Genomic DNA, 13,396 nt, shown 5'->3' with positions numbered 1-13,396 from the left:
GAACTCTCCACCGACAATCACGTCTCATACAGGCAAATACACCCCAACGCACGTTACCGGGCGTCTTCGCTCGCTACGTTTTCAGACTCCCTGTAAACTGCGCGGGTTTTTAGCCCCCCATTCCACCGGAGCCGTCCATGTCCCGCGTTACCTTGAGTCGCTATTTGATTGAGCAGACCCGCAGCAACAACACTCCTGCCGATCTGCGCTTCCTGATCGAAGTGGTGGCGCGTGCCTGTAAGGAAATCAGCCACGCCGTGTCCAAAGGCGCCCTGGGTGGTGTTCTGGGCAGCATGGGCACTGAAAACGTGCAAGGCGAAGTGCAGAAGAAGCTCGACGTGATCTCCAACGAGATTCTGCTCGAAGCCAACGAATGGGGCGGTCACCTGGCCGGCATGGCGTCCGAAGAAATGGACAATGCCTACCAGATCCCGGGCAAATACCCAAAAGGCGCCTACTTGCTGGTATTCGACCCACTGGACGGTTCGTCGAACATCGACATCAACGCTCCGGTCGGCACCATCTTCTCGGTACTGCGTTGCCCGAACGAATACCTCAGCCAGAACGAGCCGCTGAACGAAAAAGCCTTCCTGCAACCAGGCACTCAGCAAGTTGCTGCCGGTTACGCGATCTATGGCCCACAGACCATGCTGGTGCTGACCCTGGGCGACGGCGTCAAAGGCTTCACTCTGGACCGCGAAATGGGTAGCTTCGTGCTGACCCACGAAGACATCACCATTCCTGAGTCCACCCAGGAATTCGCCATCAACATGTCCAACCAGCGTCACTGGGAAGCCCCGGTACAACGCTACGTAGGCGAGCTGCTGGCCGGTGAAGAAGGCCCGCTGAAGAAGAACTACAACATGCGTTGGGTCGCGGCGATGGTTGCCGACGTTCACCGCATCCTGACCCGTGGCGGTCTGTTCATGTACCCGCGCGACAGCCGTGAGCCGTCCAAACCCGGCAAACTGCGTCTGATGTACGAAGCCAATCCGATGTCGTTCCTGGTGGAACAAGCGGGCGGCGCATCCACCGACGGTCACCAGCGTATTCTCGACATTCAGCCTGAAGGCCTGCACCAGCGCGTAGCGGTGTTCCTCGGCTCGAAAGAAGAAGTGGCCCGCGCTACGGCCTACCACAAGGAATAAACCATGACCGCGCCCTGGCAGCCGTTGCTCGATTGGTGGTTCGGACACGCCGAATCACCGGACGACATTTCGGCTGACAAGGGCGGGTTGTGGTTTGGCAAGAAAGACAGTCAAGACCTCGAAGCTCGTGAGCGTTTCGGGGTCTTTGTCGATCAGGCCCTGGCCGGCGGATTGACCGAGTGGACGCAACGTCCCGAAGGTTGGCTGGCGCTGGTGCTGCTGCTCGATCAACTGCCGCGAATGATCTTTCGCGACACCCCCAAAGCCTTCTCCGGGGATCTGCGCGCGCAGAAGCTTGTCGCGCAAGGCATTGCGGCGGACTTTGATCGGCAACTGAAGCCGATTCAGCGGGTGTTCATCTACCTCGTCTTTGAACACTGCGAAAATCTCGCGGTGCAGAACGAAGCGGTTTCGCGGTTTATCGATCTGGTGGCTGAACAGCCGGAAGGGGAGCGAGCGGTGTTTGCCGATAACCTGGACTATGCCGAGCGGCATCAGAAAGTGATCGCGCGTTTTGGCCGGTTTCCGCATCGCAATGCGGTGTTGGGAAGGGAGTCTACGGCTGAGGAGTTGGTGTTTCTTTCTGAGCCTGGGTCAAGATTCTAAATCAAGGATTGCCTCGTAGAAGCCGTTTCATCAACAGCGCCGGCAGGCTTTTTCGTGTGTCGACAATGATATGGATGAAAACCGTTTTTTCTCGCACCTCATAAATAACCCGGTTCATCCCCAACACAATCTGGCGGTATTGGCCGAGATTGAGCTTCTCGATTTCTTCGGGGATTGAGCCTGAATAAGGCAGATCTGCGAGGCCAAGAATCGCAGCCCTGAGATCGGCATAAGTGCTTTGCCAAATTTGGTTTGAGAACTGTCTGACGAGGTAGCTGCGAAGTTCTTTGAGATCTGTTTGTGCGGACTGAAGAATAACGACCTTTAAACTCATTGATGATCGGCCTTATCCAGTTCGGTAAAGACATCTTCAGCATCACTGAACTTGCCTTCTTCGATCTCCCGATTACCCATCGCTAAAAGTTTAAGCAGGGCCATCGTGCCTTCTTGCTCTTCAAAGCTTTTCACATCCATGACCACTAGCTTGGCTTCACCATTTTGGGTGATTACCAGCGGCTCGCGGCTTTCTGTGATTGATTTGACTATTTCGGCCGTGTGGCTTTTCAAGTAACTGATCGGTTTGATTTGCGATGAAAGCTTCATGATCGAATCCCGCCAAATTGAACAGGACTGAGTTTAGTCTTAATTCAGTCCACCGTCAGTGTGAGCTGACCAGCGTGTTTCAATTCAAAATTCTTTCGTCACTAATGCCGCTTTCGCGAGCAAGCCCGCTCCCACAGGTATGTTCGGTGTTGACACAATTTGTGTTCCACCAAAAAACAATGTGGGAGCTGGCTTGCCAGCGATAGGGCCAGTGGCCGCGCCTTAAATGCGGAAGCTGCCCACCAACTGCTTCAGCCGCGCCGCCTGCTGCTCCAGATCCGAACAAGCCCGCAACGTCGCCTGCAAGTTCTCCACACCTTCCTGATTCAGCGTGTTGATCTCGTTGATGTCCACGTTAATCGACTCGACCACCGCCGTCTGCTCTTCAGTCGCGGTGGCCACCGACTGGTTCATCCCGTCGATTTCGCCGATGCGCTGGGTCACGCTGCCCAGACGTTCGCCGGCCTGGTTGGCGATGCCGACGCTGCTTTCGCTCTCGCGCTGGCTCTCGGTCATGATGCTCACGGCCTGACGCGCGCCGACTTGCAGCTCTTCGATCATCTTCTGCACTTGCTGCGCCGAATCCTGGGTGCGGTGCGCGAGGTTGCGGACTTCGTCGGCGACCACGGCGAAACCACGACCCGCCTCACCGGCACGGGCGGCTTCGATGGCGGCGTTCAGTGCCAACAGGTTGGTCTGCTGCGAGATGCTGGTGATCACTTCCAGAATCTGACCGATGTTCACCGTGTTGCTGTTCAGGGTTTCGATGTTGCCGCACGAATCGCTGATCTTCGCCGACAGCTGCTGCATGGCCTGGATGGTTTTATCCACAACCTGCTGGCCGTCGACCGCGAGGCTGCGCGCATCGCTGGAGTGTTGCGAGGCGAGCGCGGCGTTCTGGGCGATTTCCTGGGCGGCGGCGCCGAGCTGGTTGATCGCCGCCGCGACGCTGTTGGTGCGTGTCGCTTGCTGGTCGGAGTTGTACATCGACGAGTTCGAGGCGGCGACCACGCGCAGGGCGACTTCGTTGACTTGGCCGGTGGCCGAGGACACTTCGCGGATCGAGGTGTGGATACGTTCGACGAAACGGTTGAAGGACGTGCCCAGCGCGCCGAACTCATCGTTGCCATGGATCACCAGACGCTTGGTCAGGTCGCCTTCACCTTCGGCGATGTCGTGCATCGCACGGCCCATGGTCAGCAGCGGCTGCATCAGCACGCGGATCAGCATGCCGAGCAGGGCGATGATGATCACCACGGCAATGACCATGGCGATCAGCGCCGAGGTACGGAATTCGCTGAGCATCGAGAACGCGGTGTCCTTGTCCAGCACCAGCGCCACGTACCAGTCGGCCGACGGTACGCCGTTGACGCGGGTGAACGAGATCAGTTGGGTCTTGCCGTCGAACTCGACTTCTTTCAGGCCCGGGCTGACTTTCGGCGCGCCGTTGGGGTAGGCCTCGGCGAGGGTCTTGAGCACCAGTTTGCTGTCCGGGTGAATCAGGATTTTGCCGTCGGCACTGACGATGAACGCGTGGCCATGGCCGCCGAAGTTCAGCGAGTTGATGATCGCGCTGACACTGGTCAGGTCGATGTCGGCACCGGCCACACCAATCATCTGACCCAGGCGTTGTACCGGGGTGGCGACGGTGATCACCAGTTTGCCCGACGAGGCGGCAATGTACGGTTCGGTGACGATGGTCTGTTGCGCGCTGTTGGCCGCTTTGTACCAGCCACGGGCGCGGGGGTCATAGTCAGGTGCGCGGTTGCCGGCAGGGACCGAGAACATTACGCCGTCAGCACCGCCGAAGTAGCTCAGCTGGAAATTGCCGGTGTAGGCGGGCAGGTCGATGATGCGTTTCAGGCTGGCGGGAGCGTTGCCGTCGACGGCCACTTGTTGCGACAGCGACTGCAGCAACTGAATGCGGCTTTCCAGCCAGGTCTGGATGTTGCTGGTGGTCAGGCTGCCCAGTTCCTGCATCGACGCTTCGGTGCTGCTGCCCAAAGCTTCGCGCTGTCGATAGTCGTTGAAGAAAATGAAACAGGCGAACGCAACGGCCACCACGAGGGCGGCAGCCAACAAGATCTTGTGGCTGAATTTCATGTTTCTGGTCATCGAATGAACTACCGCGAAGGGGCTGGTCAAGAAAGGGCGGCAATTTGCCACACTCGGGGGCTTTGCGCTGCTCTTATTTCGACTGCGGCGCGCCAAAGATTAGGCGTCTTTTGCGAAATGCGACGAAATGCTCAATAGCCCTACAAAGTGTCTGATTTAGCGACAAATGCCGGACGAGTGGCGAGATAAATAGCCCTCGGTCGAGGGAACCAGAAGAGGGTTTTCTCTTCTAAGCTTCTGGTTGGCACCATGCCATCCCCCCTCGTTCCAGGAGTTACACCATGTCGCTGCGATCCCTCGCCCTGCTGTCGTTTTGCGTGCTGTTGGCCGCATGCAGCAAGGTCAACCAGGAAAACTACTCGAAACTGTCTGCCGGCATGGCCAAGGCCGAAGTGGAAACGTTGCTCGGTAAACCAACCGATTGTTCGGGCGCGCTCGGCATGTCCAGTTGCACCTGGGGCGACAAGAACAGCTTTATCAGCGTGCAGTACGCCGGTGACAAAGTGCTGATGTTTTCCGGCCAAGGCCTGAAGTAAACCGGGGCTTCGCGCCCACGGAGAAGAAAAATGAAGCGGTTATTGCTTATCCTTTTTGCTGGCCTGGTACTGGCCGGCTGCGCCACTTCCGGCGTGGATCCGTTGGCGCCGAAGACCGTCAACAGCGTCAATCTCAAGCGTTATCAGGGCACCTGGTATGAGCTGGCGCGTCTGCCGATGTATTTCCAGCGCAATTGCGCGCAATCCGAAGCCCGTTACACCCTCAAGCCCGATGGCAACGTCGCGGTGTTCAACCGCTGCATGACCGCGGACTGGCAGTGGGAAGAGGTCAAGGGCACGGCTTATCCACAGGTGCCGGGCAAGACCGACAAGTTGTGGGTCGAGTTCGATACCTGGTTCTCGCGGTTGATTCCGGGTGTTGCGAAGGGCGAATACTGGGTGTTGTACGTCAGCGACGACTACAAGACCGCCATCGTCGGCGATCCGAGTCGCAAGTACTTGTGGTTGCTGTCACGTACGCCGACCGTCAACGGTGTGGTGCGTGAAGAGCTGCTGAGCAAGGCGCGGCAACAGGGTTACGACACCACGCGACTGATCTGGCGAGCGTCGGATCGGCAGATGGCCAAGACCTCGAATTAAAGAACACTGCAAAACCAATTGATCGCTCCCACGCTCCGCGTGGGAGTGTCTCAATGGACGCTCTGCGTCCGCTTTTGAGACGCAGAGCGTCCCGGGCTGCATTCCCACGCAGAGCATGGGAACGATCAGCCAGGTTCTTGTGTCAACCTAAAAGGTCGCGCAGAACCAGGGTGAACGCGCGTGCACTTTCCTCTTCGCCAGCATGCCGGCCGTCACGCACCACCCACTGGCCGTTGACCAGCACGTCACGCACCTGACGGTCCCCGCCAGCAAACAACCAGCGATTCAAAATCCCGTCACCACTGGCGGTCGCCAGATATGGATCGTTGCCATCGAGCACAATCCAGTCCGCACGCTTGCCGACTTCCAGCGCACCAATTGGCTGCCCCAATGCCTGAGCGCCACCGTCCAGCGCTGCGTCATACAGCGTACGGCCAACCATCGGCTGATCCGCGCCATACAAACGGTTACGCCGCTGATCACGCAGACGCTGACCGTATTCCAGCCAGCGCAACTCCTCGACGACACTGAGCGACACATGGCTGTCGGAACCGATACCCATGCGTCCGCCTTGAGCGAGGAAATCCACCGCCGGGAAAATCCCGTCGCCCAGGTTCGCTTCGGTAGTCAGGCACAGACCGGCGATGGCGCGACTCTTGGCCATCAGCGTGACTTCTTCCGGGTTGGCATGAGTGGCGTGGACCAGGCACCAGCGCTGATCGACTTCGGCGTTTTCATAGAGCCATTGCAGCGGGCGGCGGCCGCTCCAGCTCAGGCAGTCGTCGACTTCCTTTTGCTGTTCGGCGATGTGGATGTGCACCGGGCATTGCTTGTCGCTGGCGGCCAATACTTCGCTGATCTGCTGCGGTGTGACCGCGCGCAGCGAGTGGAAGCACAGACCCAATGATTGCGCCTTTTGCTGAGCCAGCAGCGGCTGCAAGCGTGATTGCAGATTCAAGTAGTTTTCGCTGCTGTTGATAAAGCGGCGCTGGCCATCGTTGGGTGTCTGGCCGCCGAAGCCTGCGTGGCTGTAGAGCACCGGCAGCAGGGTCAGACCGATGCCGCTTTCACTGGCCGCCTGACTGATGCGCAACGCCAGTTCAGCCGGGTCCGCATACGGCTGACCGTTGCTGTCGTGGTGCACGTAATGGAATTCGGCGACCGAGGTATAACCAGCCTTGAGCATTTCGATGTACAGCTGACGGGCGATGACGCCGAGTTGATCCGGACTGATTTTTCCGACGAGCCGATACATCAGATCGCGCCACGTCCAGAAACTGTCGTTGGGGTTGCCGGCCACTTCGGCCAACCCGGCCATTGCGCGCTGGAAGGCATGGGAGTGCAGATTGGGCATCCCCGGCAGCAACGGACCGCTCAGCCGTTCGGCGCCATCTGCGGTGGAATCGGCCTGGATTCGGGTCAGCAGGCCATCGGCGCTGACCTCAAGACGTACATTGTTGGCCCATCCGTTAGGCAGCAGCGCGCGTTCGGCAAAGAAGGCGGACATGGTTCAGCACCCCATCGTGTGTTATTTGTATATACATATACAGACGTTTGCCTGCCCGGTAAACTCCGGCAAGCTAGCAACCTCTACCGACGAACAAGGATCAACCGTGCCGACTCCGCCTCCAGTTTCCCCGTTGGCCGCGAATATGGGCGACAGTCCGGCGCCCTTGTACGCGCGCGTCAAACAGATGATCACCCAGCAGATCGACAGCGGTAACTGGCCGCCGCACTACCGCGTGCCGTCGGAAAGTGAGCTGGTCAATCAGCTCGGCTTCAGCCGCATGACCATCAACCGCGCGTTGCGCGAAATGACCGCTGATGGTCTGTTGGTGCGTATGCAGGGCGTCGGCACTTTCGTTGCCGAGCCGAAGAGCCAGTCCGCGCTGTTCGAAGTGCACAACATCGCCGACGAAATCGCCTCCCGTGGTCATCGCCACACCTGCCAGGTGATCACCCTCGAAGAAGAGGCCGCCGGTTCCGAACGTGCGCTGGCGCTGGACATGCGCGAAGGGCAGAAGGTGTTCCACTCGCTGATCGTGCATTACGAAAACGACATTCCGGTGCAAATCGAAGACCGCTTCGTCAACGCGCTGGTCGCCCCGGAATACCTCAAGCAGGACTTCACCCTGCAAACCCCTTATGCCTATTTGAATCAGGTCGCGCCACTGACCGAAGGCGAGCACGTGGTTGAAGCGATCCTCGCCGAATCGTCCGAGTGCAAGTTGCTGCAGATCGAGAAGGGCGAGCCGTGCCTGCTGATCCGTCGTCGCACGTGGTCGGGGCGTCAGCCGGTTACCGCCGCACGATTGATTCACCCGGGTTCTCGTCATCGTCTGGAAGGACGCTTTCATAAATGAGCAGTGAAGTGAAGGTTTTACGTGCCGAAGGCTACCCGCGCATGCCGTGGAAAAACGGCGGCGGCAGCACTGAAGAAATCACCCGTGACGCGGGTGCCGGTCTGGATGGTTTTGGCTGGCGGCTGTCGATTGCCGACATCGCCGAGTCGGGCGGTTTTTCAACCTTCGCCGGATACCAGCGGGTGATCACCGTGTTGCAGGGCGACGGCATGACCCTGTGTGTGGACGGTGACGATACTCGGCCATTGTTACCGCTCGACCCGTTTGCTTTCAGCGGCGAAAGTCAGGTGTCCTGCACACTGCTCGGTGGCGCGATCCGCGACTTCAACCTGATCTACGCGCCGCAGCGTTACCGCGCACGCTTGCAGTGGCTGAATGGCGAGCAGCGGTTTTTCAGTTCGGCGGGGACGGTGCTGGTGTTCAGTGTCAGTGAGTTGCTGGCAGTGGCGGTCGGTGAAAAGACCGCACAGCTTGGACGGCATGATTGCCTGCAACTGGACGGTAACACCGGGCTGGTTGAGGTTGCGGTCAATGGCGGTTGCTGCGTGATCGAACTGACTACGCGCTGATCTCCCTGCTCATATAAAACACTTGTGGTGAGGTGATTTATCCCCGATGGGGCGCGAAGCGGCACTGCTTTTGTTTAGAAAGCAGGGGCTGCTGCGCAGCCCATCGGGGATAAATCCCCTCGCCACAAGTGCATTCACACTTCTTGTTTCTTTGGTGCACCAACTTGTTACCGAACGCCCCAGCGTGGAGCAAAACCGCGCCCACGTAACAACCATCAGCCTTCCACAAAATCCCTCGCGAAAAATTTCATCCACGCCCGAACCCTTGTTTCAGGCGCTCTCCAGCCTCATCCACGATTTTTCTTGAACACTCCTCCAGCAAGTTGGCCGCTTGATTGCATATGCTTGTATGTACAAGTAAAGACGTATGCGTATAAGTCCGCAGCGTCCACTGATTCGCTTGTCGCGCATAGAAGCGCACAGGCTGCTTGCCCACTGCCAGGGTTGGTTTGAATTGATCGCTGAGGAGTCTTTTTCGTGACTGACAACAAGATGACCACTGCTACTACATTTACAAAGCATCGTGACGTAGAAATCCGCGCCGCACGCGGCAACAAGCTGACCGCCAAGAGCTGGCTGACCGAAGCGCCGCTGCGCATGCTGATGAACAACCTCGATCCGGAAGTCGCCGAGAACCCGAAAGAATTGGTGGTCTACGGTGGTATCGGTCGCGCTGCGCGTAACTGGGAGTGCTACGACAAGATCGTCGAGAGCCTGACCAATCTGAACGACGACGAGACCCTGCTGGTGCAATCCGGCAAGCCGGTCGGCGTGTTCAAGACCCACAGCAACGCCCCGCGCGTACTGATCGCCAACTCCAACCTGGTTCCACACTGGGCGAGCTGGGAACACTTCAACGAACTCGACGCCAAAGGCCTGGCCATGTACGGCCAGATGACCGCCGGCAGCTGGATATATATCGGCAGCCAGGGCATCGTTCAAGGCACCTACGAAACCTTCGTTGAAGCCGGTCGCCAGCACTACAACGACAACCTCACCGGCAAGTGGGTCCTGACCGCAGGTCTCGGTGGCATGGGCGGTGCTCAACCACTGGCCGCCACCCTGGCCGGTGCTTGCTCGCTGAACATCGAATGCCAGCAAGTGAGCATCGATTTCCGCCTGAAAAGCCGTTATGTCGACGAGCAAGCCAAAGACCTCGACGACGCCCTGGCGCGCATCGACAAGTACACCAAAGAAGGCAAAGCCATCTCCATCGCGCTGCTGGGTAACGCCGCTGAAATTCTCCCGGAGCTGGTCAAGCGCGGCGTACGCCCGGACATGGTCACCGACCAGACCAGCGCCCACGATCCACTCAACGGTTACCTGCCGGCCGGCTGGACCTGGGACGAGTACCGCGCCCGCGCCAAAACTGAACCGGCCGCTGTGATCAAAGCCGCCAAGCAGTCGATGGCCGTGCACGTCAAAGCCATGCTGGAATTCCAGAAGCAAGGCATTCCGACCTTCGACTACGGCAACAACATCCGTCAGATGGCGCAGGAAGAGGGCGTCGAAAACGCGTTCGACTTCCCGGGCTTCGTACCGGCCTATATCCGTCCGCTGTTCTGCCGTGGCATCGGCCCGTTCCGCTGGGCGGCGCTGTCGGGCGATCCGCAAGACATCTACAAAACCGACGCCAAGGTCAAAGAACTGATCCCGGACGACGCGCACCTGCACAACTGGCTGGACATGGCCCGCGAGCGCATCAGCTTCCAGGGTCTGCCGGCACGTATCTGCTGGGTGGGTCTGGGTCTGCGCGCCAAGCTCGGTCTGGCCTTCAACGAGATGGTCCGCAGCGGCGAGCTGTCGGCACCGATCGTGATCGGTCGCGACCACCTCGACTCCGGTTCGGTATCCAGCCCGAACCGCGAAACCGAATCGATGCAGGACGGTTCCGACGCCGTGTCCGACTGGCCATTGCTCAACGCTCTGCTCAATACCGCGAGCGGCGCGACCTGGGTTTCCCTGCACCACGGCGGCGGCGTCGGCATGGGCTTCTCCCAGCACTCGGGCATGGTGATTGTCTGCGACGGTACTGACGAAGCGGCCGAACGTATTGCGCGCGTGCTGCACAACGACCCGGCTACCGGCGTCATGCGTCACGCCGATGCCGGTTACCAGATCGCCATCGACTGCGCCAAGGAGCAGGGTCTGAACCTGCCGATGATTACCGGTAAATAAAGATCCTGTGGGAGCTGGCTTGCCAGCGAAAGCGGTGGCACTACTGGCATTGATGTTGAAAGTGCCGACGTCATCGCTGGCAAGCCAGCTCCCACAAGGTTTCAGTAGCCCGAGAGAACAATTAAACAATCCACAGAGGTTGAATCATGGCTGTTAACACCGATCGTGCAGGCAACAAACCGTTGATCGAAAGGCGTTCGATCGACTACATCCCGGAAGCGGAAAGACACGGTCGTCTGTTTAGCCAGTTCACCCTGTGGATGGGTGCCAACCTGCAAATCACCGCGATTGTCACCGGGGCCCTGGCCGTGGTGCTGGGCGGTGATGTGTTCTGGTCGTTGATCGGTCTGTTGATCGGTCAACTGCTCGGCGGCGGGGTGATGGCGCTGCATGCGGCGCAAGGGCCGAAGCTCGGTCTGCCGCAGATGATTTCCAGCCGCGTGCAGTTCGGCGTGTATGGCGCCGCCATCCCGATCGTGTTGGTGTGCCTGATGTACCTCGGTTTCACTGCCACCGGCACGGTACTGTCCGGTCAGGCGCTGGGCCAGTTATTTGGCGTCAGCGACACCGTCGGCATCTTGCTTTTCGCCAGTGTCATTGTGGTGGTCACGGTGCTCGGTTATCGGGTGATCCACTGGATCGGCCGTGTCGCCAGTGTCATTGGCGTGATCGCTTTCGTTTATCTGTTCAGCCGGCTGATCAGTCAGGTTGACGTCGGCGCACTCCTGCAAATCCGCCATTTCAGCTGGAGCAGCTTCCTGCTGGCGGTGTCGCTCGCCGCTTCCTGGCAGATCGCGTTCGGCCCTTACGTGGCTGACTACTCGCGATACCTGCCGAGTAATACCTCGGCGGTAAAAACCTTCTTCGCCGCCGGTGCCGGTTCTGTGGTCGGCGCGCAAGTGGCGATGATCCTCGGTGTGTTCGCCGCAGCTTCCGCCAACGGTCAATTCGCCGGTCACGAAGTGGCCTACATCGTCGGTCTGGGCGGCACCGGTGCCACCGCTGCGTTGCTGTACTTCAGCATCGCGTTCGGCAAAGTGACCATCTCGACGCTGAACTCCTACGGCAGTTTCATGTGCATCGCGACCATCATCAGCGGCTTCCGTGGCCACCTGCAGGTCTCGCGTTTGCAGCGTCTGGTGTTCGTGCTGTTCATCGTCGGCGCTGCAACCCTGATCGCCTTGCTCGGCCAGCACTCGTTCCTCGGTGCGTTCAAGTCTTTCATCCTGTTCCTGCTCGCCTTCTTCACCCCGTGGAGCGCGATCAACCTGGTGGACTACTACTGCATCACCCGTGAGCGCTATGACGTACCGGCGCTGGCCAATCCTGACGGTCGCTACGGACGCTGGAACATGCTCGGGATCAGCGTCTATGTGTTCGGCGTGCTGGTGCAGTTGCCGTTCATCTCCACCAAGTTCTACACCGGTCCGCTGGTGGCAGCGCTGGGTGATGTGGATATCTCCTGGATCATCGGTCTGGTGTTGCCTGCCGCCGTGTATTACGTGTGCGCCAAAAAATGGCACAGCGCTGTACCTGATCAGCTGATTCTGCCGGTCGAGCAGAGCAGCCATGCACAACCTGAAAAAAGCGGGGCCAGTCGCGTAGCGGCGCAGGCCTGATTGGACGTGGACAGGGCTGGATGCCTCTTGACTGCCGTAAGCCCAATTCATGATTAGGAGCGTCACGACAATGAAATCGAACAAGACCCTGCTGACCACTTTGCTTTCCATGGGCCTGCTCGCCAGTGCCGGTGCCACTCAGGCCGCCGGTTGGTGCGAATCGGGCAAACCGGTGAAATTCGCCGGGCTGAATTGGGAAAGCGGCATGCTGCTGACCGACGTTCTGCAAGTGGTGCTGGAGAAAGGTTACGACTGCAAGACCGACAGCCTGCCGGGCAACTCCATCACCATGGAGAACGCCCTGAGCAGCAACGATATTCAAGTGTTCGCCGAAGAATGGGTCGGCCGCAGCGAGGTCTGGAACAAGGCCGAGAAGGCCGGCAAAGTCGTCGGTGTCGGCGCGCCAGTGGTGGGCGCGGTGGAAGGCTGGTACGTGCCGCGCTACGTGATCGAGGGCGACGCCAAGCGCAAGCTTGAGCCGAAAGCGCCAGACCTGAAAAACATCGCTGATCTGGGCAAATACGCCGCTGTGTTCAAGGACGCCGAAGAGCCATCGAAAGGCCGTTTCTACAACTGCCCGGCCGGCTGGACCTGCGAGCTGGACAACAGCGAAATGCTCAAGAGCTACGGCCTGGAAAGCAGCTACACCAACTTCCGTCCGGGCACAGGCCCGGCGCTGGATGCGGCGGTGCTGTCGAGCTACAAGCGTGGTGAGCCGATTCTGTTCTACTACTGGTCGCCAACCCCGCTGATGGGCCAGGTGGATCTGGTCAAACTCGAAGAGAAACCAGGCGTGAACAAGGAAGTGACGATCAAAGTCGGCCTGTCCAAGACCTTCCACGAAGAGGCCCCGGAACTGGTGGCCGTGCTGGAAAAGGTCAACCTGCCGATCGACCTGCTCAACCAGAACCTGGGGCGCATGGCCAAGGAACGCATCGAGTCGCCAAAACTGGCGAAAATCTTCCTCAAGGAACATCCTGAAGTCTGGCACGCATGGGTGAGCGAAGACGCAGCCAAAAAGATCGACGCGGCCTTGTAGGTCGAGTTTTTCCGGCTGCC

General features: G+C 59.1%; 14 protein-coding genes and 1 pseudogene. 10 read left to right on the top strand and 5 right to left on the bottom strand.

Features of this window, described 5'->3' with window-relative positions; translation table 11 throughout:
* The first annotated feature begins 137 nt into the window (after nucleotides 1–137).
* Both AC3WMT_RS14235 and AC3WMT_RS14230 read left to right on the top strand, forming a co-directional pair.
* A complete protein-coding gene (locus tag AC3WMT_RS14235) occupies nucleotides 138–1,148 on the top strand; it encodes a class 1 fructose-bisphosphatase (RefSeq protein WP_007909265.1) in 1,011 nt (336 codons plus the stop codon).
* 3 nt (nucleotides 1,149–1,151) lie between these two features.
* A complete protein-coding gene (locus AC3WMT_RS14230) occupies nucleotides 1,152–1,754 on the top strand; it encodes a DUF924 family protein (protein WP_103304215.1) in 603 nt (200 codons plus the stop codon).
* 1 nt (nucleotide 1,755) lies between these two features.
* Here the strand turns inward: AC3WMT_RS14230 and AC3WMT_RS14225 are convergent, their stop codons facing one another.
* The 4 genes and pseudogenes from AC3WMT_RS14225 to AC3WMT_RS14210 form a co-directional block, all read right to left on the bottom strand.
* On the bottom strand, nucleotides 1,756–2,088 hold the full coding sequence (locus tag AC3WMT_RS14225; RefSeq protein ID WP_103304216.1) for a type II toxin-antitoxin system RelE/ParE family toxin: 333 nt from the start codon (nucleotides 2,086–2,088) through the stop codon (nucleotides 1,756–1,758).
* Nucleotides 2,085–2,357, bottom strand: coding sequence for a type II toxin-antitoxin system Phd/YefM family antitoxin (locus tag AC3WMT_RS14220; RefSeq protein WP_095190102.1), 273 nt, complete (start codon nucleotides 2,355–2,357; stop codon nucleotides 2,085–2,087). The genes AC3WMT_RS14225 and AC3WMT_RS14220 overlap by 4 nt, the downstream gene beginning before the upstream one ends.
* A 222-nt stretch (nucleotides 2,358–2,579) precedes the next feature.
* Nucleotides 2,580–3,344, bottom strand: coding sequence for a methyl-accepting chemotaxis protein (locus AC3WMT_RS14215; RefSeq protein ID WP_371850962.1), 765 nt, complete (start codon nucleotides 3,342–3,344; stop codon nucleotides 2,580–2,582).
* Between the two features lie 93 nt (nucleotides 3,345–3,437).
* Nucleotides 3,438–4,460: pseudogene (locus AC3WMT_RS14210) on the bottom strand (HAMP domain-containing protein); the annotation flags it as partial.
* Between the two features lie 293 nt (nucleotides 4,461–4,753).
* Here AC3WMT_RS14210 and AC3WMT_RS14205 point away from each other — a divergent pair.
* Both AC3WMT_RS14205 and AC3WMT_RS14200 read left to right on the top strand, forming a co-directional pair.
* Entirely contained in the window at nucleotides 4,754–5,008 is a 255-nt protein-coding gene (locus tag AC3WMT_RS14205; protein ID WP_034152995.1) for a lipoprotein, read from the top strand.
* A gap of 30 nt (nucleotides 5,009–5,038) precedes the next feature.
* Nucleotides 5,039–5,608, top strand: coding sequence for a lipocalin family protein (locus AC3WMT_RS14200; protein WP_103304218.1), 570 nt, complete (start codon nucleotides 5,039–5,041; stop codon nucleotides 5,606–5,608).
* 142 nt (nucleotides 5,609–5,750) lie between these two features.
* Here the strand turns inward: AC3WMT_RS14200 and AC3WMT_RS14195 are convergent, their stop codons facing one another.
* Nucleotides 5,751–7,115, bottom strand: coding sequence for a formimidoylglutamate deiminase (locus AC3WMT_RS14195; protein WP_103304219.1), 1,365 nt, complete (start codon nucleotides 7,113–7,115; stop codon nucleotides 5,751–5,753).
* A gap of 145 nt (nucleotides 7,116–7,260) precedes the next feature.
* On the opposite strand from AC3WMT_RS14195, the gene hutC reads away from it, so the two are divergent.
* The 6 genes from hutC to AC3WMT_RS14165 all read left to right on the top strand — a co-directional run bounded on the left by hutC (nucleotide 7,261) and on the right by AC3WMT_RS14165 (nucleotide 13,376).
* The gene (gene hutC, locus AC3WMT_RS14190) at nucleotides 7,261–7,971 is read left to right on the top strand and encodes a histidine utilization transcriptional repressor HutC (protein WP_162130175.1); all 711 of its coding nucleotides are present in this window, start codon (nucleotides 7,261–7,263) and stop codon (nucleotides 7,969–7,971) included.
* Nucleotides 7,968–8,540: a HutD/Ves family protein gene (locus AC3WMT_RS14185; protein ID WP_103304220.1), complete on the top strand. Its 573-nt coding sequence runs from the start codon at nucleotides 7,968–7,970 to the stop codon at nucleotides 8,538–8,540. Before hutC ends, AC3WMT_RS14185 begins: the two co-directional genes overlap by 4 nt.
* A 46-nt stretch (nucleotides 8,541–8,586) precedes the next feature.
* A complete protein-coding gene (locus AC3WMT_RS14180) occupies nucleotides 8,587–8,847 on the top strand; it encodes a hypothetical protein (RefSeq protein WP_146041239.1) in 261 nt (86 codons plus the stop codon).
* A 185-nt stretch (nucleotides 8,848–9,032) separates the two neighbouring features.
* The gene (hutU, locus tag AC3WMT_RS14175; RefSeq protein ID WP_103304239.1) at nucleotides 9,033–10,718 is read left to right on the top strand and encodes a urocanate hydratase; all 1,686 of its coding nucleotides are present in this window, start codon (nucleotides 9,033–9,035) and stop codon (nucleotides 10,716–10,718) included.
* 146 nt (nucleotides 10,719–10,864) lie between these two features.
* The gene (locus tag AC3WMT_RS14170; RefSeq protein WP_103304221.1) at nucleotides 10,865–12,337 is read left to right on the top strand and encodes a purine-cytosine permease family protein; all 1,473 of its coding nucleotides are present in this window, start codon (nucleotides 10,865–10,867) and stop codon (nucleotides 12,335–12,337) included.
* A gap of 70 nt (nucleotides 12,338–12,407) precedes the next feature.
* Nucleotides 12,408–13,376 carry an ABC transporter substrate-binding protein gene (locus tag AC3WMT_RS14165; RefSeq protein ID WP_103304222.1) on the top strand — a complete coding sequence of 323 codons (969 nt, stop codon included), beginning with the start codon at nucleotides 12,408–12,410 and terminating at the stop codon, nucleotides 13,374–13,376.
* Nucleotides 13,377–13,396: the final 20 nt, after the last annotated feature.

Source organism: Pseudomonas sp. FW305-7, assembly GCF_058786735.1.
The sequence above is the reverse complement of the archived record's forward strand: the minus strand, read 5'-3'. Positions and strand labels throughout refer to the sequence as shown.